16 protein-coding genes and 1 pseudogene are annotated in these 18524 nt (G+C 48.2%); 2 read left to right on the top strand and 15 right to left on the bottom strand.

Annotation, left to right across the window (positions count from 1 at the left end; translation table 11 throughout):
* Positions 1-5: 5 nt before the first annotated feature.
* The 13 genes and pseudogenes from HPY28_RS25015 to pdxR all read right to left on the bottom strand — a co-directional run bounded on the left by HPY28_RS25015 (position 6) and on the right by pdxR (position 14657).
* Positions 6-1751 (bottom strand): hypothetical protein, encoded by a 1746-nt coding sequence (locus HPY28_RS25015; protein WP_174231651.1) that lies wholly within the window; start codon positions 1749-1751, stop codon positions 6-8.
* A gap of 3 nt (positions 1752-1754) precedes the next feature.
* Positions 1755-2615, bottom strand: coding sequence for an ABC transporter permease (locus HPY28_RS25010; protein WP_017251602.1), 861 nt, complete (start codon positions 2613-2615; stop codon positions 1755-1757).
* Positions 2612-3538: an ABC transporter ATP-binding protein gene (locus HPY28_RS25005; protein ID WP_173622831.1), complete on the bottom strand. Its 927-nt coding sequence runs from the start codon at positions 3536-3538 to the stop codon at positions 2612-2614. Before HPY28_RS25005 ends, HPY28_RS25010 begins: the two co-directional genes overlap by 4 nt.
* Entirely contained in the window at positions 3535-5910 is a 2376-nt protein-coding gene (locus HPY28_RS25000) for a DUF7408 domain-containing protein (protein ID WP_254613200.1), read from the bottom strand. Before HPY28_RS25000 ends, HPY28_RS25005 begins: the two co-directional genes overlap by 4 nt.
* A 198-nt stretch (positions 5911-6108) precedes the next feature.
* Positions 6109-6312, bottom strand: a pseudogene (locus HPY28_RS30985) (proline dehydrogenase family protein); the annotation flags it as partial.
* 479 nt (positions 6313-6791) lie between these two features.
* On the bottom strand, positions 6792-7346 hold the full coding sequence (locus HPY28_RS24995; RefSeq protein ID WP_017251605.1) for a glycerol-3-phosphate responsive antiterminator: 555 nt from the start codon (positions 7344-7346) through the stop codon (positions 6792-6794).
* Positions 7347-7359: 13 nt separating this feature from the next.
* The gene (locus tag HPY28_RS24990; RefSeq protein ID WP_106834669.1) at positions 7360-9030 is read right to left on the bottom strand and encodes a glycerol-3-phosphate dehydrogenase/oxidase; all 1671 of its coding nucleotides are present in this window, start codon (positions 9028-9030) and stop codon (positions 7360-7362) included.
* A 147-nt stretch (positions 9031-9177) separates the two neighbouring features.
* Complete coding sequence (glpK, locus tag HPY28_RS24985) at positions 9178-10677, bottom strand: glycerol kinase GlpK (RefSeq protein WP_174226305.1); 1500 nt, start codon at positions 10675-10677, stop codon at positions 9178-9180.
* Positions 10678-10731: 54 nt separating this feature from the next.
* Entirely contained in the window at positions 10732-11562 is an 831-nt protein-coding gene (locus tag HPY28_RS24980) for an MIP/aquaporin family protein (protein WP_069849084.1), read from the bottom strand.
* 216 nt (positions 11563-11778) lie between these two features.
* Positions 11779-12201 (bottom strand): YvaD family protein, encoded by a 423-nt coding sequence (locus HPY28_RS24975; RefSeq protein WP_017251609.1) that lies wholly within the window; start codon positions 12199-12201, stop codon positions 11779-11781.
* On the bottom strand, positions 12198-12560 hold the full coding sequence (locus HPY28_RS24970; protein ID WP_017251610.1) for a DMT family transporter: 363 nt from the start codon (positions 12558-12560) through the stop codon (positions 12198-12200). Before HPY28_RS24970 ends, HPY28_RS24975 begins: the two co-directional genes overlap by 4 nt.
* 14 nt (positions 12561-12574) lie before the next feature.
* Positions 12575-13144 carry a TetR/AcrR family transcriptional regulator gene (locus HPY28_RS24965; RefSeq protein WP_106834671.1) on the bottom strand — a complete coding sequence of 190 codons (570 nt, stop codon included), beginning with the start codon at positions 13142-13144 and terminating at the stop codon, positions 12575-12577.
* A gap of 91 nt (positions 13145-13235) precedes the next feature.
* The gene (gene pdxR, locus HPY28_RS24960; protein ID WP_174231649.1) at positions 13236-14657 is read right to left on the bottom strand and encodes a MocR-like pyridoxine biosynthesis transcription factor PdxR; all 1422 of its coding nucleotides are present in this window, start codon (positions 14655-14657) and stop codon (positions 13236-13238) included.
* A 116-nt stretch (positions 14658-14773) separates the two neighbouring features.
* On the opposite strand from pdxR, the gene HPY28_RS24955 reads away from it, so the two are divergent.
* A complete protein-coding gene (locus HPY28_RS24955; protein ID WP_173622825.1) occupies positions 14774-15349 on the top strand; it encodes a GNAT family N-acetyltransferase in 576 nt (191 codons plus the stop codon).
* A gap of 143 nt (positions 15350-15492) precedes the next feature.
* On the top strand, positions 15493-16770 hold the full coding sequence (locus tag HPY28_RS24950) for an erythromycin esterase family protein (RefSeq protein WP_174231648.1): 1278 nt from the start codon (positions 15493-15495) through the stop codon (positions 16768-16770).
* An 83-nt stretch (positions 16771-16853) separates the two neighbouring features.
* On the opposite strand, the gene HPY28_RS24945 is transcribed toward HPY28_RS24950, so the two are convergent.
* Positions 16854-17435 (bottom strand): hypothetical protein, encoded by a 582-nt coding sequence (locus HPY28_RS24945; RefSeq protein WP_173622823.1) that lies wholly within the window; start codon positions 17433-17435, stop codon positions 16854-16856.
* A 66-nt stretch (positions 17436-17501) separates the two neighbouring features.
* Positions 17502-18170, bottom strand: coding sequence for an MBL fold metallo-hydrolase (locus tag HPY28_RS24940; protein WP_174226299.1), 669 nt, complete (start codon positions 18168-18170; stop codon positions 17502-17504).
* Positions 18171-18524: the final 354 nt, after the last annotated feature.

Genomic DNA, 18524 nt, shown 5'->3' with positions numbered 1-18524 from the left:
ATGATCTAAGGCTCAATTTTGCTGAAATAATCCTTTACGATCTGTTGGTAATCGCCGGGAATACTGCCCTTTTCCATACTTTCACGGGCAAATTGCTCATACTGGCCGTACACTTCCTCATACGGCAGTGTTCCACCGGAGGAGACTTGTGTGTTTCCGCTTTGCTGCGACTGGGAAGGTCCTGACCCGAGTGTACCTCCGACTGTATCAACAGGTCCTTTGTCTCCACCTATGCGATCTGCCGGGACGGTAACGAGCTCGTGTTTGCCTTTTCCTAACCCGGCCCCGCCACCTTGACCGCTTCCTTGACCGCCATTTCCATTTCCATTTCCATTTCCATTTCCATTTCCATTTCCATTTCCGTTGCCGTTGCCATTACCGTTTCCGTTTCCATTCCCTTGCCCGGAGCCATTATTTCCATTTCCGGACTGGTTTGCCGGGTTCGTCCCTTGATTGGGATTGGTACCTGTTCCCGGTGTTGCCGCAGTTGGCTGATTCCCGGGTGTCCCCGATGCTGGAGTCGCCTGGCCTGTTGCCGCCGTACCTGCCCCAGCTCCACTCGCTCCAGCATTTCCTGCTTGTGCGCCTGCACTGGCAAGCGTCATCTGCGACTGATTGAGCGAAGCAGCGGCATGTATAGCTGCAAGCATGGCTTGCTGAGATTGCTGGATGCCCGTCATCGCTTGCATCAAGCTGTTCTCGAGCGCAGTCATTGCTTGAGGCATTTGTCCTTGCGCTGTTTGCTGGGCTGCCTCCGTCAGTTGTTTGGCGATATCCTCCAGCTCCTTCGAGTCGGCAGACTCTGCCTCTTTTTTCAATTGTTCTGCTGCACTTGCGAGTTCGCGGGCGATCTCTTCCCGCTCTTTTTGCGGCATGCTTTCTATGGCTTTTGCCATTTGTGCCAGGGCCTCGGTCATCGCTTGTCGATCTTTCGCTTCCATCGCGCCAGCCAAGGATTTGGTCCCTTCTTGATTACCCAAGCTGCGCTGGAGTGCTTGCAGCGCTTTTTCTTTGTGCTGCTCTGCATCTCTGACCTTCTCCAATTGTTTTTCCGCAGCGCGCAATGCATTTTGACGTTCTGCCGGATCGTCTGCTTTCGCCAGAGCCTTTTTTGCCTGCTCCAGCATTTCCTCCAGCTGCTTTTTCTGCACGTCGGTTAAGCCTGTATTCTTTTTTACGTCCTGTTTGATTTCCTCTACTTCTTCCTTGACCTGCGCGATTGCTTTCTTTTCCTCTGCTATCTGGGCCAGTCGCAAGTCTTGCGGATTCGGCCAAAGAAACAGCACCAGGCATACCAATAGCAAGCTGCTTGTGACATACACCTTTCTTTGGACCAGTGACCAGATGCGGACGCTCTCTACGATTTGCGGCAAATTTTTACGCAGATGCTGCAGGGCGTCTTCCCTCTGCATACCCGCTACCATCGACTGATTCTCTTGATTCTCCCATGCTGTGACGACTCGCTGAGCCAAACCATTACCGTCTGCCACTTGCGCACAGTGGAGCCAGGTAGGGCGCATCCAAAGCGCACGCACCAGACCCGTGATGACAACAAGCACTGGCAGTACTACCGCGATCCATTGGTAAAACGGAATCGGCCAGATACGGGCAAGGAGGAGGAGCACCAGACTCGCCCCCATTCCCCACAAACCATAGACCGTTAGCTGCTGTATCCATACACGCAAGCCCAGTTGCTTTCGAATAGGCGCAAGCAGTGACTTCAGCTCGTCGTTCGATTTAGAGGTAAACATGGCTTATTGCTCCTCTTTTACTTTGCGAAATCTCGGTTTCACTGGCTGAATGAGATAGATAGCGAGTAAAAGGCAGAACAGTGTAATGATCCCGAAAAACAGGCAGTAAACCGCGTACGGGTCCACATTCCCAATCCTGAGCTGCGGCCCTTCTTCAAAAATGTTTAACATCGCAAACAATGGGTTGAAATTATGCAGGAGATCCGGCCAGTCCGGCCTAGTCGCAGATGACATGCCACCCGATCGTCGCTGGTACCGAATGAACTCTTTGATAATTTCCGCCAGTATGCTCGACCCAATCGCATATCCGAACACCACGGCATAAGTGACGACCGTAGCGATACCTGTCCGCTTGATCAGCGTGGACATGAGCACACCAATGCTGCCGATGCCAAACATCGTAATGACGTAAAAACCAAACACCTTGATCACTTGTGCAGGTGAGATTCCTCCATACAAAAAGACGATAGCATAGAGCGGGATAGTCGCAATAACTAAGAAGGTCATGAAGCTGAGCGACGCCAGCCATTTGCCTAAAATCAATCGTGTGGCACTGACATTCGTGGTCAACAGTACGCTCAACGTCTGGCGTTCGCGCTCACCGGAAATCACACCTGACGTTAGTCCTGGCACGACGAAACAGATCATCCCGAGTTGAAACACAGACAGCATCATGAACAGCTCGCGTGTATCATTCGGATTGTAGTAGCTGCCACCGTTTGTCATAAAGAAAATCAGCGTGAGCGTCATTGCGCCCAAAACAAGCAAATAGAGCAGGATGATCCACGGTGACCGATTGGTCCGCATCCGCATTTTCCATTCATTAAACAAGACAGGGTTGCGAAATCGTCTCAAGTCGCTCATGAGCCCACCCCTTTCGTAATTTCCAGGAAGATTTCTTCTAAATCACCAACTGACTCATTAAACGCGGCGACAGGATAGCCTGACACCGCAAGCTCACGCAGCAGCTCAACCTGCTCTTCGTCATTGCCTGAAAAGCCTGCAACGACCCAGTTTCCTTCGCGTGTCACCCTTGTAATGACGGGCATCTCACGCAAGCGCGTCATTGCTTCATCAACCCGATCCAATAGACGGATACGCAATACCCGCTGTTCTTGCATTTTCGAGTAAATCTCATCGACTCGTCCAAAGGCAACCAGATTGCCTTCCTCCACAATCCCGATGACGTCGCACATCTCCGCTAGCTCAGGCAATATGTGCGAGCTAATGATAATCGTCTTGCCCATGTCCCGCAGTTCCTTCAAAATCTCCCGCAGCTCAATGCGTGCACGCGGGTCCAACCCAGAAGCTGGTTCGTCCAAAATGAGCACTTCCGGATTGTGAACCAGCGAGCGAGCCAGCCCGAGACGCTGCTTCATCCCCCTCGACAACGAGTCGACGTAGGCATCCCGCTTGTGCGTGAGATTCACCAGCTCTAATAACTGCGGAATGATTTGTTTTCGCTCTGCTGCCGGAATATCGTAATTCGCGCCGTAAAAATCAAGGTACTCTTCTGCTGTCAAATTGTCGTAGACACCAAAAAAGTCAGGCATGTAGCCAATCAGCTTGCGTACTTCCTTTGGATGCTTGGTCACTTCGTAGCCGCCTACGTATGCTTTCCCACTGGTCGGCTCCAATAAAGTCGCCAAAATGGACATCGTCGTCGATTTTCCTGCCCCGTTCGGACCGACGAAACCAAAAACGGTTCCCTTGTCAATTTCGAGCGAAAGTCCTTTCAACGCTTCCATTTTGCCGTAGCGCTTACGCAAATTTTGGATCTGGATCATTTCTTGCTCACCTTCCCTTCCACACTGACACTTGGAACCCCAATGTGGCGATCATCCTCAAACTGGTGGGCAAATTTGATGCGGACAATGCCGTCGCCCGAAACATAAGTAGTGGTCTTGTCGCTTGTCATGACGTTGTTCATGAATGCTTTTTCAAATGGTTCGAAAGCTTTTGTCTTCCAGTTGTAAACCTCTTTTTCAAATGTCGTATTGTCCTCTGACCAGGTGTACAGATACAAATTGCTGATGAGAAGATCCTGCCCTTCCTGATTCAGATTGATGTCAAAGGTAATATCCCCGGCAGGCAATCTAAAGCCATCTCCATAGTCATCTACCGGAACAGAGCTACCCGACATCGTCACATCAAATGATCCCGTCGGATAATAAATGTGTCCGTCCTTGGATGGATTCACTTGCAGTGTCGAAGTGACCATCGCAATGCTGCTGTTCTCTGTATTTTCGTTTGGTACGACAGCCTCAACAACTTGCTCATCGGTCCAGCCAACGAGTTTTACCACTTCAGACTGACCACCACGTCTGTCCATCATGTCGAGCATTTCCACGATGACTTGCTCGCGCGTTTGTCTGTCATAGCCATTCGATTGCATATACTGCGGCAGTGCATTCCCCGTATTCATCCGATGTTGGTTCCGCCTTGCTTGATGTTGAGAGGCAAACGGCAAGTTCACTTCGATACTGCTGCCAGCCGCCAACTGCGGAAACTCTTGTACCGTTATACCTGTCGAGATCGTCACATCTCGCAGCGAGTACTTCGTATGGTTTGTCACAGTTCCTTTCAGTGCGCCATTCTCATACGACAGGTTCGATTCTATTTTTCCTACGTCCGATAAGGTTTGCTCCGTTGCAACCTTGCGCATCGACCAAAATTCTACATCTCGAAAATCAATATGAGTCTGATCTGGCTGTATGGAAATCCACGTTTTCGGAATTTGATCGATATAATCTCTTTCAGTGACGGGTTGGGTTATACCCTCTCCCTTTATCGTCAAACGATAGTCGTCATTACTCGGTACGAATAATGCGGTTACACTCATCGCATTCGCCTGTCCGTTGTTTTGCAGCTCAATATAACCTACCTGATGCAGCTTTACACCCACCCCCCGCTGGATGGCACCAATCGAGAAGATTCCGATTCCCACCAACACCGAAAGGGCAGGGACGATTACCCACATGTAGCTTTGCTTGCGGCGTCTCCGCAAAATATAGAAAAGAACTGGCCCTACAACCAGTGCATAAATTCCAAAAAACACGGCGAACCAGCCAACCTCCGGAATTTTCAAGGATGGGACTCGATCAGCAGCATCCCGAAGCGGCCATACGTTGTCGATCATGCTCCTATTTGAAGCGTTCATGGAAGAACCAAAAGCCTTTACTAATGTATCTGCCCAAAAGCGACTGTTTCCTGCCCAGCTGGCTACTGGTTCCGCCGCCAAATCATAGGCGACGTACATTACTTTTCCGGCTCCCACGTTATGGACAGCCATCAGAGGAATATTGCCTTCGCTGTACAGAACCTTCCCTGCCTTCAATGTCCCATTGCTTACAGTAAAGGGTGATGTCAGTGCAATCGGATTGGTCTTATCCACTTTTAAACTAGAGAGTGTCTGTACACTCGTCACTCCAGTCACTTCTACGGGCGACAAGTCAGCCAAAATGCCTCCGGCTTTCTTGTACTGTGCTCCTCCGGCTAAAATCAGCATCCCGCCAGAATTCGTCCAATCCCGAATCGCCTTGATCTGCTGTTCATTCAATGAATCCAAAGCAAAATTATTGATAACGAGCATATTGATCATTTGGAGTTGAGTACCTGTCACAGGCATATTGTCTGCCTTCATCGTCAAGAGCTGGACAGGGTTATGAATAGAGCCTTTCGGCAGTACACCAAGGAAGTTAGCTGTGTCGGGATTTTCTGCCAACACGCCGATCATCAACGTATCCTCGCTGTATGAAACGCCTGTTACCGGAGTTTGCGTGATGATCTTATCATTTTGCATCAAGGCCACAAAAGAATTGCCATGCAGCTCTGATCCAGGAACGAGAATCGTTACCTGCTTGGTCACTCCGCCTGCAATCGAAACCGGCTGATAATTGGCAACTGCGAAGCGTCTGTCTCCCTGTTCCCCAGTGGCGACAAACAGTTCCCCTTCAATATCCGCCCCTCCATTTCTCACCGTTACCACAACGGGTACCATCCCCGTATCCCTGTACTTTCCTTCAATTCCGACTGTTACTCCCAACTGAATGTTTCCTTCTGCCAAGGCTGTCCCCGTTAATCCGAAAGGAACACCCGCTACCAACAGGAGGAACGCACAGAAGGCCAGGAGCCATCGCTTACACTGCGCCGTTTTCATTCGTTCAAAACCTCCACGGACCATTCTTTTTCTTCCTATCTTTTCTTCTCATACAGTTATTGACGTTATTTCCAGACAAATAGCTACATTTTTTTCAAAATGAAGTCGTTTGGTCACAAAGTGCAAACGTGAAAAAAAGAAAAAACGTCAGGATTGTGCTCTGACGTTTTTCGTAATCCTTCTATGACATGCCATACCCTACATCCTGAGGTTCTCCGCCAGTCGATGACACAAGTACAAGTACCACTCTGTCCCATATGTGAGGTACAAGCGCACCGGAACCCCTTTTTCTCGCAAGGCATGAGCCAGCTCTGGACGCCCCCCGTATAACAGCTCGACTTCTACATTCGGTCGATGCAAATAGTCTCGACGGGCTAGCTCGTCTACAATCGCTTGGTCGTGCGTGGCGAGTGTCGCCTTCCTTTTCTATTACCCAAAGAAAGAGCCAAATCTCGAATACCTCTCAAGATTTGGCTCTCGTTCTACTACTTATCTGTTAGCGAAAGCGTCCGCAGCAGCCAGGAGGGCACCAACGACAGTGGTCCGGGCATCTCCGTCTGTGGTCAAACTCCCAACTCCGGAAAGGTCGCTGCCACTCTCTTCCACGATCCCATCCTGGTGGCCGTTCTCGATCTCTTTGCCAAGGGTAATAAGAAGAATGTCCTTCCCGCGAAGAATACGATGATTGCCATTGAGAGCTTTGATAATTCACGCAACCGCCTTCTTTCCTCTTATTTTTGCTGACTATATGTGTATATGCACGGTGGCGTTCATCCGCATAGACTACTGACATCCCTATAAATAAAAGGGTATCTACCTATCAAAAAAACCGGTATTCCTACGAACAGGAATGACCGGCTTTTGACTACCCTAATATGTCCTTATGATTTCGTCCACAGCTCTCTGCGAGAAGTGGTTACAGATGTCGCACCGGCAAGAATAGCGCGATCCACATCTTCCTTTGTACGAATAAATCCTCCAGCGATAACCGGAATGCTGGTTCGTACAGTGATTTCTTCGATCAGGTGGGGAATGATTCCTGGCAAAACCTCGACGTAATCCGGTTTGGTTCTCGCAAGCTGGGTAAGGCTGCTGTCTAATGCCATCGTATCAATGAGAAACAGTCGTTGGATGGAAATGAGCCCTTTTTTCTTGGCGGCAAGAACGGCACTGTTCCGTGTGGTGATGATTCCTTCGGGCTGGGCTTCTTGCGCAAGAAACTCCATCGCATATTCATCAGACTTCAACCCGTCTATGAGATCAGCATGGATCAGCAGTTTTTTCCCGAATGCTCTGGCCCGTTTTCCCAGTGGCTTTACTTGCGCAACATGAGCATTCAGCAAAATAATGCGCTCGTAGCAGCTTTCCATGAGTTCATCAAATTCTTTTAATGTCCGGGCGGCAGGAAGTATTTTTTGATTGATCAGGTTTGCCAATCACGAATCACCCCTATTGAAATGTTTTCGCAAGATGATATTCCTCTTCAAACGCTTTTATTTCATGTTCTTTCCTCTCATCCGACCATTGCAGCTCATGAGCGAGCTCTTCTCCCACCATTCGATACACAGGCTCCAGTGTATCCCTCTCGAAGAATAGTCTGCCACTACGACGAATCAGAAAATCACTCATGGTCATGACCATTTCTTCCTTTACAGCGTAGCGCAGTTCTGCTTTCAGCAGTGCTTCGATTGGAGACACATTTTGAGCATTTTGTGTCAAAAACTCCAGGCACATTGTTACGATTTGCTCACTGTTGCTTCCATATTTTCCGACCAGAACGCGGATTTGTTCCTCGGTGATTCCCCATTGGCGAAGTCGCTCTGCCTGTGCTTTCACAAATACAGGAATCTTGGCTGCGGAGTCAAATTTTCCGCCAGCGAGGACGATTTTGTCTGTCCGACAAGCTTCAAATGCTCTGCCCTCTTCTTCGGTCAACTGCTTGGCCACCACATCCACAATGCGCTCGGCCATTTTGCGGAAGCCCGTCAATTTTCCACCTGCGATCGTAATCAGCCCGCTTTTGGAATAAAAAATCTCGTCCTTGCGTGACAATTCGGATGGGGACTTGCCATCTTCATGGATCAGTGGTCTGAGTCCTGCCCAGCTGGAGCTGACATCCTGTTCCGTCAGCTTCACAGAAGGGAACATCTCGTTCGCGGCATTCAATACATACTCCATGTCTTCTCTCGTCACTGTTGGCCGCTCCAGCACACCTTTGTAATTCGTGTCAGTGGTACCGATATACGTACTGTTATTGCGCGGAATGGCAAACAGCATGCGCCCATCGGATACATCGAAATAAACGGCCTGCTTCAACGGCAGTCTGTTATATGGCACGACCAGGTGGACACCTTTTGTCAGGTGGAGGCGCTTGCCATACAGGGAGTGGTCCTTTTCTCGAAGCTGATCCACCCAAGGACCTGCTGCGTTGACGATTTTTTTGGCATGGAGGGAGTACTCTGTGCCCGTAAGCAAATCCTTCGCGCTAATCCCGATGACTTTGCCGTTTTCATAAATAAAGCCAGTGGCTTCGGTATAGTTCACGCAAAGCGCTCCGTGCGAGCTTGCTGTTTTCATGACCTCAACCGTAAGTCTAGCATCATCTGTCCGATACTCGAAATAAAGCCCGCCGCCCTTGAGAATATCGCGGCGCAAAAGCGGTTCTGCCTCCACAGTTCTCTCTTTGTTCAGCATGATGCGTCGTTCTTTTCTTTCGACTCCAGCCAACACATCGTAAACATACAAACCAATAGAGGTTGCCAGCTTGCCATAGGTACCATTTTTCACGATGGGCAAAATCATTTTTTCCGGGATGACGATATGTGGCGCATTGCGATACAAAATAGCTCGCTCCCGGCCTACTTCCCGCACCAACTGCACATCGCCCTGCTTCAAATAGCGCAATCCTCCATGAACGAGCTTGGTAGAGCGACTACTGGTTCCCGCAGCGAAGTCCTGTTTTTCCACGAGTCCGACACTCAGACCTCTCGCGGCTGCGTCGAGGGCAATACCTGCTCCCGTCACCCCACCGCCAATAACCAAAAGATCGAGTTGTTTCGTTGCCATTTTATCCAGACAAGCCTGGCGTTGACTTGATGATAATGCATGTTGATCGTTCATCGTTCTTCTCATCCTCTCTAAAAGAAAAAGACAGCCAATATCCAAAAGAAGCAATGCAATGTCATTGCTCTTCTGATACTGGCTGTCTCCGTAGTCTCCACAGCATGATTAACTTATCTTTAACTTTAGACCTCTTTTACACAAAAATCAATGCCTAATCTTGTAACCCATCGTTGCTGTAACAGCTTGCTTCCAACCTGCGTACAGCTCCTGGCGCAGTTCCTCCGCCATATCCGGTGAGAAGGAGCGCTCCACCACTTTGTTATTCACAATATCTTCCTTGCTGCCCCAATACCCGACGGCAAGCCCTGCCAGGTAAGCTGCTCCCAGCGCGGTCGTTTCATTGACACGCGGACGCTCAACCTCTGTATTCAGGATGTCAGACTGGAACTGCATCAAAAAGTTATTCGCCACGGCTCCACCGTCTACCGCCAGCTTTTGCAGCCGGATGCCAGAATCAGCCTCCATCGCTTCAAGCACATCCCGTGTCTGATAAGCCAGTGACTCCAGCGCTGCCCGAATCAAATGATCTTCCGTCGTTCCGCGAGTCAAGCCGAAGATCGCGCCTCTTGCTTCCATATCCCAATACGGTGCTCCCAATCCAACAAAGGCTGGAACCATATAAACACCATCTGTGCTGTCAACAGCCAGTGCGTGTTTTTCCGAATCCGATGATTTTTCAATCAGCTTGAGTCCGTCACGCAGCCATTGAATCGCCGCACCAGCTACAAAAATACTACCTTCCAGGGCGTATTCTACCTTGCCATCCACTCCCCAGGCAATGGTCGTCAACAACCCGTTCTTGGATGCAACTGCCTTTTCTCCGGTATTCATCAGCATGAAGCAACCTGTTCCGTATGTGTTTTTGGCCTGCCCTTCCGCAAAGCACGCCTGCCCAAACAAAGCGGCTTGCTGGTCTCCGGCAATCCCGGCAATCGGAATCTGGAATTCGAAGAGCTTCTCGTCTGTGTAGCCGTACAATTCGCTGGAAGGACGGACAGCTGGCAGCATGGCTTTCGGGATTTGAAGCATGTTCAACAGCTCATCGTCCCACTCCAGGGAATGAATATTAAACATCAACGTGCGCGAAGCATTGGAATAGTCGGTCACATGCACAAGGCCATTGGTCAGCTTCCAAATCAGCCACGTATCGATGGTTCCAAACAAGAGGTCGCCTTTCTCGGCTCGCTCCCGTGCTCCCTCGACATGATCGAGCAGCCATTTTACCTTTGTCCCGGAGAAGTAGGCGTCAATCAACAATCCTGTCTTTTCACGAACGATATGCTCATAGCCTTGCTCTTTCAACTGGTTGCAAATATCGATGGACTGTCTGCTTTGCCATACAATCGCATTGTGAATCGGCTTACCCGTGTGCTTATCCCATACCACGGTTGTTTCCCGCTGATTGGTAATCCCGATTCCTGCAATTTCTTCCGGCTTCACATGATTCTCCAGTAAAACCGCTTTCAAAACCTCCAGCTGCGATTCCCAGATTTCCTCAGCATTGTGCTCCACCCAACCCGGCTTCGGATAGATTTGCGTAAATTCCTTCTGGGCCACACCGATAATGGCACCTGATTTATCGAATAAAATAGCGCGAGAGCTCGTGGTTCCCTGATCGAGGGAAAGCATATATTTATTGTCCATGACAACTGTTCCTCCTTCACTCATATGAAATCGCCTTCATTCTTACCTTTATGTCTAAGAACGCGCACTCTCGGATGCGAGTCGCTCCTTGCTGCCGATTGATTTTTTGGTTGTCATTCCGACCACGATGGCAATCACCATGAAAGCCGCTAATGCTATTACACCTGTCAGCGAATGATCTGTAAACGTCCATTTGTAAAAAAACGCTCCACTTACTGCTCCAATGATAGGTCCAACAACAGGAATCCATGCATAGCGCCAGTTGGACTTTCCTTTGCCGTGGATGGGCAAGAGAGCATGAGCGAGACGAGGTCCCAGGTCACGGGCCGGATTGATCGCATAACCAGTAGTACCACCAAGAGACAAACCAATTGCGACAATCAGGAAGCCGACGATAAACGGATTCAGTCCTTCTGCAAATTTATTCGCTCCGATCGCCAGTAGACCGAGCACCAAGAAAAACGTACCTAAAATTTCACTGAACAGATTCGCGACTGTATTGGGAATCGCAGGACCTGTTGCAAATACCCCCAATTTGGCTCCTGCATCATTCGTCTCACGCCAATGCGGGTAATAAAAGATCCAGACGAACGTCGCTCCCATAAACGCCCCTATCAGTTGAGCCGCTATGTAGCCCGGAACATGCTCCCACGGAAATTGACCGATGCTTGCCAGTGCAATCGTAAGTGCCGGATTCAAATGCGCTCCGCTAATGCTTCCAACTGCATACGCTCCGCACGCAACTGCCAGACCCCACCCCAGCGTAATGACAATCCAACCGCCGTTTTGGGAGTACGCCTTTTTCAAGTTTTGTCCGGCGCAAACACCTGCCCCCAAAATGATCAAGATCATCGTCCCGATCAATTCCCCTACATAAATAGACATGCCCCATCCTCCCCCTTTTTGGAAAAAACGTAAACCTACTCCTGTTAAGCGCTTACAATACGCTAACTCCTTTGTGGTTTATCTGGAGAGAAAATAAAAAAGCTAATACTCGCTAAACAAGAGCCAATGCCCTCATTTTGCAAATATTAGCTGATCTCCCAATCTCCACAGCACTATTAACTTAAGACCTACTATATAGCCACCGCTCAAAATTTGTCAAGAATCCCTTTCCTTCACTTTTGCCAATTCTCGCATCAAGCCCGGCAAAAAGAATAACGGATATATCAGCAGGTACAGGTTCGGAATCCACCAGGACCAATCGTAATCTGCCTTGAACGCCCAAAAAGCGATCGCCTGCAAACCCGAGCAGGATGTCAAAACGAGCGACAACATGGCAAGCGGCTTCCAGATGTGCCGTCCTCTGCGATAGGCGTACAGACTGGCAAAGCCCGTGATGGAAATGAAAATATCCAATGGAAAAAAGGACAAGTTCCATGCAAGCAAATTGGGGTTGTAGTAATCCTGATACAGATATTCCACAGGGAGAAGCTCCAAAAATGTAACAAGCCAGTATACGACAAAAGCAACATCGGTGACCCAGAAGAACACTAGCATTGCTCTTGCATTGTTCTCACTCATTTCGCCTCAGCTACTCCTGTCTCTTTAGAAGATTGCGCGTGGGAGGTGTCTCCCAGATTCAACAGCACACAGCCCACAATGATCAGTCCGACAGCAATCAATTTTTTGACAGTGAAGGCGTCCTTGAAGACCACCACACCAATGACCGCGATGATCGCGGTGCCGAGACCCGACCAGATGGCATAGGCGGTCCCGACCTCCATTTCCTTGAGCGCCAGGCTCAGCGACGAGAAGCACAAAATATAAAAGATAAACATCATCACACTAGGGACAGGCTTGCTCAGCCCGTCAGACAGCTTCATCGATGTTGTTCCAGCCACCTCTAGCAAAATGGCCATTAATAGATAGACCCAACTCATTATGTTCCTCCTACTTACTTGTTTGAAGACGAAGAATCTACGATGCCACCTAGTAAAATATCGATGACTGCATCCAGCGCATCGCCAATCGTCACTTGATGCTGGTTCGCCAACTGCTGATCAATCAGCTGGTTGAGCGTCCCGGTATACATCTGAATCAGGATCGGAAGCTGGATACGACGAAACACGCCCTTCTCAACCCCTTGCTCCAGAATGATCCGAACATGCTCCCACTCCTGTTGATTGAACTCGTCGATCAGCTTCCATTGCTCGGGATAGTAGCGCTTCAGCTCGTACCACACGCGCAGGTCCGTTCGTGAGAAGTTGTTCGGAACCAGTGCCAGGAGTTGTCGCATCTTCTCTACCAAATCGAGGTCAAGATCATGTAAAATCTGATCCTCCGCTTTACGCAAATCCTCGATGTTTTCTTCAATGACTTTGGTGATCAAGGCTTCTTTCGAAGGAAAGCTCGCATACAACGTCTTGGTACTAACGCCTGCGCGCCGAGCTAAATCGGACATGGTAAAACGGACGCCCTTGGTCTCAATCTCATGATAGGCGCATTGTAGGATTCGCTCCTGCATGTTCTTGCCCTCCTTTCGAAAACAAGGAAAATATTTTGTTTTTCATATTTTCCAAAAGGTACTCTTAGCATAACGGCGTACTCATGCATTGTCAACAATCGCCAAACCACGCTTGGCTCAACGCTTCGATACCGGGTTCGATTTTTTCCAATGGAATACCCGCGAAGCCGAGGAAAAACTCTTTTGGCAAGGGATTAGGTGGCACCAGCCATGTAAACGATGCAGCCGAGGCTCTCACGCCTGCCTGAATCGCCAGCTTTTTCAACTCCTCCTCGCTTCGCTCGCTGTTTACCCGCAGTAGGACGTGAAACCCCGCATCGGCTCCAATGACTGTCGCTCTATCGCCAAAATGCTTTTGCACAGCCAGCAGCAGCGCATCATGCTTTTTGCGGTACAGCTTGCGCATTTTGCGGACATGCTTTTCGAAGTATCCTTTTTCCATAAAGGCTTCCATCGTCCGCTGATGCAGTCGGGATGAAGATGGTTCCAGAAGTGTCTCGCGCAGCAGGTTGTGGTACGTATCCAGCAGAGATTCTGGCAAGACCATGTACCATATGCCGATTGCTGGCGCCAACACCTGCGCAAAGCTCCCCATATAGATCACATTCGCATCCGGGAGCAAACCCTGCATGGACGGAATCGGTCTGCCATGGTAACGAAACTCTCCGTCGTAATCGTCTTCGATGATGTATCCTCCCACATTCTTGGACCATTCGAGCAATTGCAGCCGCTTGGATATGGGCATGATCATCCCACGTGGGTATTGATGAGCCGAAGAAACGGCAGCCAGTCCAACCCCTGACTCATATAGCTCACTGACGCTAATTCCGTCCTCTGTCAGTGAGATCGGCGCCACGTCGTATCCATGCTGGCGAAACGTATTGGCAAACAGCAAATACCCCGGATTTTCTACGCCGATGCGTTGGAACTGTGGCTTTACCATCAAACAGATCAAGGACAGCAAGCCAAACTGGCCCGCCCCAATCACCACTTGATTTGGCGAACAAGCGACACCCCGGTACCTGTGCAAGTAGTCAGCGATTTGCTTCCTGAGTCCAGCCTCCCCTTGCGGATCTCCATAAAAAAGATTCTCCTGCTGCTCTATGTGAAGCGTCTCATTGTACAGACGGCGCCAAATCATGGTTGGAAATAACGAAAAATCATTGCGGGAGAGATGAAAGTCATAGACGTACTCCCGCTCGTCACGCACCATGGGCCGATGGATAGTTTGTGCGCTCGCACCAGCACCCGGTTTCACTTCAGGATCTGGTAATTTCTCCACGTAATACCCACTGCGCGGTTTACTTTGGATAAAACCTTCCGCCAGCAGCTGCTGGTATGCCATCTCCACGGGTGTTGTGCTTAAGCCTAGCAAGTCAGCCAGCTTTCGAACGGACGGCAGCTTGCTACTCACCGCCAAGCGTCCTGCGACGATTTCCTTTTTCAAATAAGCATAAAGCTGTACGTATTGCGGCTCGTTGTCATTTTCCTGCCATTTTGGGGTCAAGAGCATCTCGATTTCCCCCTCCATCTGTCCTTTTCATTTTTACAAAACTGCACATTTTCAAGTATACACTTGCTCGTTATCCTAAGAAAAAGAAGTTTTGAACGAACAGGAGGACAAAGACTATGTCTATGACACAGGAGAATACACGTGCAGCGGTTCGCTTTTTGGAAGGGGAACGCGTCTTTTTACGACCGATTGGTACAGAAGATACCGAATTATACTTCCGCTCCTTGTTCAACAAGGAAACGCGTATGCTGACTGGTACACAAAAGCATTTCACTCGTGAGCAAATCCACCAGTACATCGAGAACAAAGGCCAGGACTCTTCCAGTGTCCTCTTATTGATCTGCCTGTGCGAAAATGATCAGGTGATTGGCGACGTCCAGATCGGGGATATCGATCGGAATAATCGCAACGCCTTTATCCGAATTTCGATTGACCAAAATGCCCATCAAGGTAAAGGCTACGGCAGCGAAGCCCTCCTGCTGATGCTCGATTATGGTTTTGGCATCCTCAATCTGCATCGCATCGAGCTAAACGTATTCGCCTTTAACGAACGTGCCATCCACACGTATGAAAAGCTCGGATTCCAGCGTGAAGGCGTACAGCGACAAGCCCTTTATTACAACCACACCTATCACGACTCTATTCTTATGTCCATGCTGGCAGATGAATATCGGGCGAAATATGTAAAGTAACAAAGAGAAAATGCACCCGGGAATCTCAAAACCAGGTGTGTTTTTTTAATCTAGGTAAACGACTTCATAAAGGAGTATAATAGGGAAAATGGTAAGAAAAACCACTTACAAACAAAAGATCAGCGCAAGAAAGAGAGAGTGACATGAAGAGAAAACTCCTATTCACTATCAGCTTGTTCATCATCCTGAGTGTATTGACAGGGTTCCATCCCGCATCAGCCAACACCTTGCAACAGTCATTCCAAGCAAACCTTGTCCCTGTTTCAAAAATGGAGCTTCCTGCAAAAACCATCATCGGGTTTGGAGAAGCTACGCATGGCAACAAGCAATTCACTACGCTGAAGTTAGATATTTTTAAGCATTTGGTAGAAAAGCAAGGATATCGCGTATTTGCCATCGAAGGTGATTTTGGCGGTGGACAAAAGGTCAATGAATACATTTTAGGCGGCAGCGGAACTGCTCAGGATGCCGCAAAAGCCATCGGATTTACGATTTACCATACAGAAGAAATGGCCGCCCTTCTCTCTTGGATGCGCGCCTTTAATGAGAAGCGAGATACCAAAGATCAAATTCATTTTTACGGCTTTGACATGCAACGCTATGACCATAACAAAAACGGGCTATTTTCCTATTTGAAAAAAGTCGATCCGACACTCGCATCCAAGTATGAGAAGCTGCTTACGAATCTGAATGATAAGACGGTGTATAATCAAAAGGTCGCCCTCGTACAGGAAGCGATCCCCCACATAAAAAGCTTGATGGATCAGATGAAACAAAACCAATCCGTTTACATCGCGAAAAGCTCTGAGAAAGCATATGAGCTGGCTACTGCCTTCGCAGAATCCATCAAGCAAAACGCTACACTGCGCGGAACAAATGTGAACTACAGCAACACCCGTGATCGCTACATGGCGGACAAAGTGATGTGGATTTTATCCTTTGAAAAGAAACAGTACGGTCGCAAGAACATGTTCATCGCTGGACATAATGGACACATTGAAAAGACCTCTACTTCCGTAGGAATGACAACCTGCATGGGGGCACATCTCGCAAAAGCCTTTGGGGACCGATATTACGCAATCGGAAGTGAATTCTACGAAAGCACCTTCCTTGCAAATGACGCCTCTACCAATGAGCGCAAAGCGTTTACTGTAAAAAATAGTGGCAAAGATCGGCTAGCTGTTCTGTTTGCACAGACAGGGATGGCGGATGGATTCCTAGATTTTGCAAAGGCAAAGCATCATCAGGATTTTTACACCTATCTAAATAAAGCGCAGCCCATCAGTGCAATCGGTGATGTTTTTAGTGGATGGTATGGAAAAATGGAGAAGCTGTATACGTTGCAGATGGTTCCGGCAAAAGCTTTTGATGCGATCATCTTCGTACGAACGGCTACTCCTTCGGTAATGATAAAGGATTAACGGGTGAGTACATTTGCCTGTTTATAAAATTACGGCAGCCGATTAAACAGGCTGCCGTTTTCTGTGATTCTTCAGTATTTTCATCAATCAGGTTTTGAGGCTTTGAGCTCCGATACTTTTATGATCATCTTCGTCTCATTATCCCACACGTACTCGGCCGAGCTATCCAACTCACCCTCTTTATTTAACGTAAGGACATAGATGGAATTACGCCCATCGTTGTAGAAGCCATAAATACGATTTGGAACATCTTCTGCTACTTTTATAGCTCCCATAGAGCTAAGCTTCCCTTTTTCATATTGAAGAAGTTGTAGGAAAACCTCGCGTTCGGTTCCAGTATGAAACATATAAAACTCGTATTTAGAATCGTCACTAGTAAAGTCCAAGTAAGGAAGTGCAGGAGTAATAGGCTCCTGCCCCTTACTTTTCCCCTCTAATTCTTTTGGGACAGGAATGGGAAATTTTATGCTGTTCGACCGATCTTCCAGCGTATATTGGAAACCAGGATTGCTCCATAGATGTAAGCCGTGTCCAATAGGCTTGTCGGTTGACATTGAATTCGTACCTTGATTGGTTTCCGTTTTATTTTTTGCAAAGCCAGGCGTTCCCCCAAAAATAAGTGTAGAACTAAGAACACCCGCTAAGATATAATTCCATTTTTTCACGAATAAAGCTCCTTCCTTTTTCCAGCTTTTCAATAAGACGGGGAAAAGAGAGGTTTTGTCACGAAATTAGCGTAACCCCTGACTGAGTCCTACTATTTGACCCTTAACATTTCCATGACTGAATCCTCCGTGGTAACAAACCACAGAGACAATGTCGAGGTCTACATACTTCTTTATAGAGAGACGAGCTGCATCCATATCCGGTGTGGACGGTTCATGAATTCCTGAGAGAATCCCGTTCACACTGTACATCGAATCCCCGGCAATGAGAGTCTTGCTTTTCGTTAAATAAAGGCTGATATGACCGGGAGTATGTCCAGGAGTATGGATGACACGAATCCCGCCGCAAAACGGCAGTTCCTGACCGTCACTCACGGTATAGTCCACTCTGCCTTTTGGAGGATTCTCAAGGTGCCCGTCTTTTAAAAGCGGTTTCTCCCCTTGGACATACGGTTTCTCCAGTTCGTGTGCGTAAACGTGAACATGATCCCCGCACTCCTGCAAAATCTCTGGAAGACTGCCGATATGATCCACATCTTGATGCGTCAAAATCACAGCTTTTAGCTTGTCGAGCGATACTCCTACCTTTTCTATCCCCACGCGTAAATCTTCCATTTGCCCTGGGAATCCTGTGTCTATTAAAACAGCCATGTCTCGATCCCACAAAAGAACGGGGTGAATGATATTTCCATGAAAATCTAGATGAAGCATTGATACTCCCTTTGAAATTTCCATCAATCAGACCTCCGTAAAATTAAATTTTTACGTAAGGATATATTATTACGCTAGTTTCGTTGTTGTCAACATCTGTAAACGTCTTCTGTATAAAGCGCTCGAGATAGCAATCCAAAAGAAACGAACTTCGGCCAAATTAGATACAATCACCATTGTAAAATCCTATTTCAAGAACAGGGAACAAGCCCGTTAGTTTAATGAATCGCATTGAATCTAACGCTTTTAGTCTATATTCCAGTGAATACGGGGAACGTATTTGTTTCCAAACCTATCACAAAAAAAGCCATTCCTTAAAGGAATGGCTTCTTCATTCATTATTCATTCAAAACTGGATCTGCATGATCAGTTGCTAAG

Origin of the sequence: Brevibacillus sp. HB1.2, from assembly GCF_013332495.1 — a bacterium.
In the GTDB taxonomy this organism is placed as follows: Bacteria; Bacillota; Bacilli; order Brevibacillales; family Brevibacillaceae; genus Brevibacillus; species Brevibacillus porteri.
This window is presented reverse-complemented; position numbering and strand designations above follow the sequence as displayed.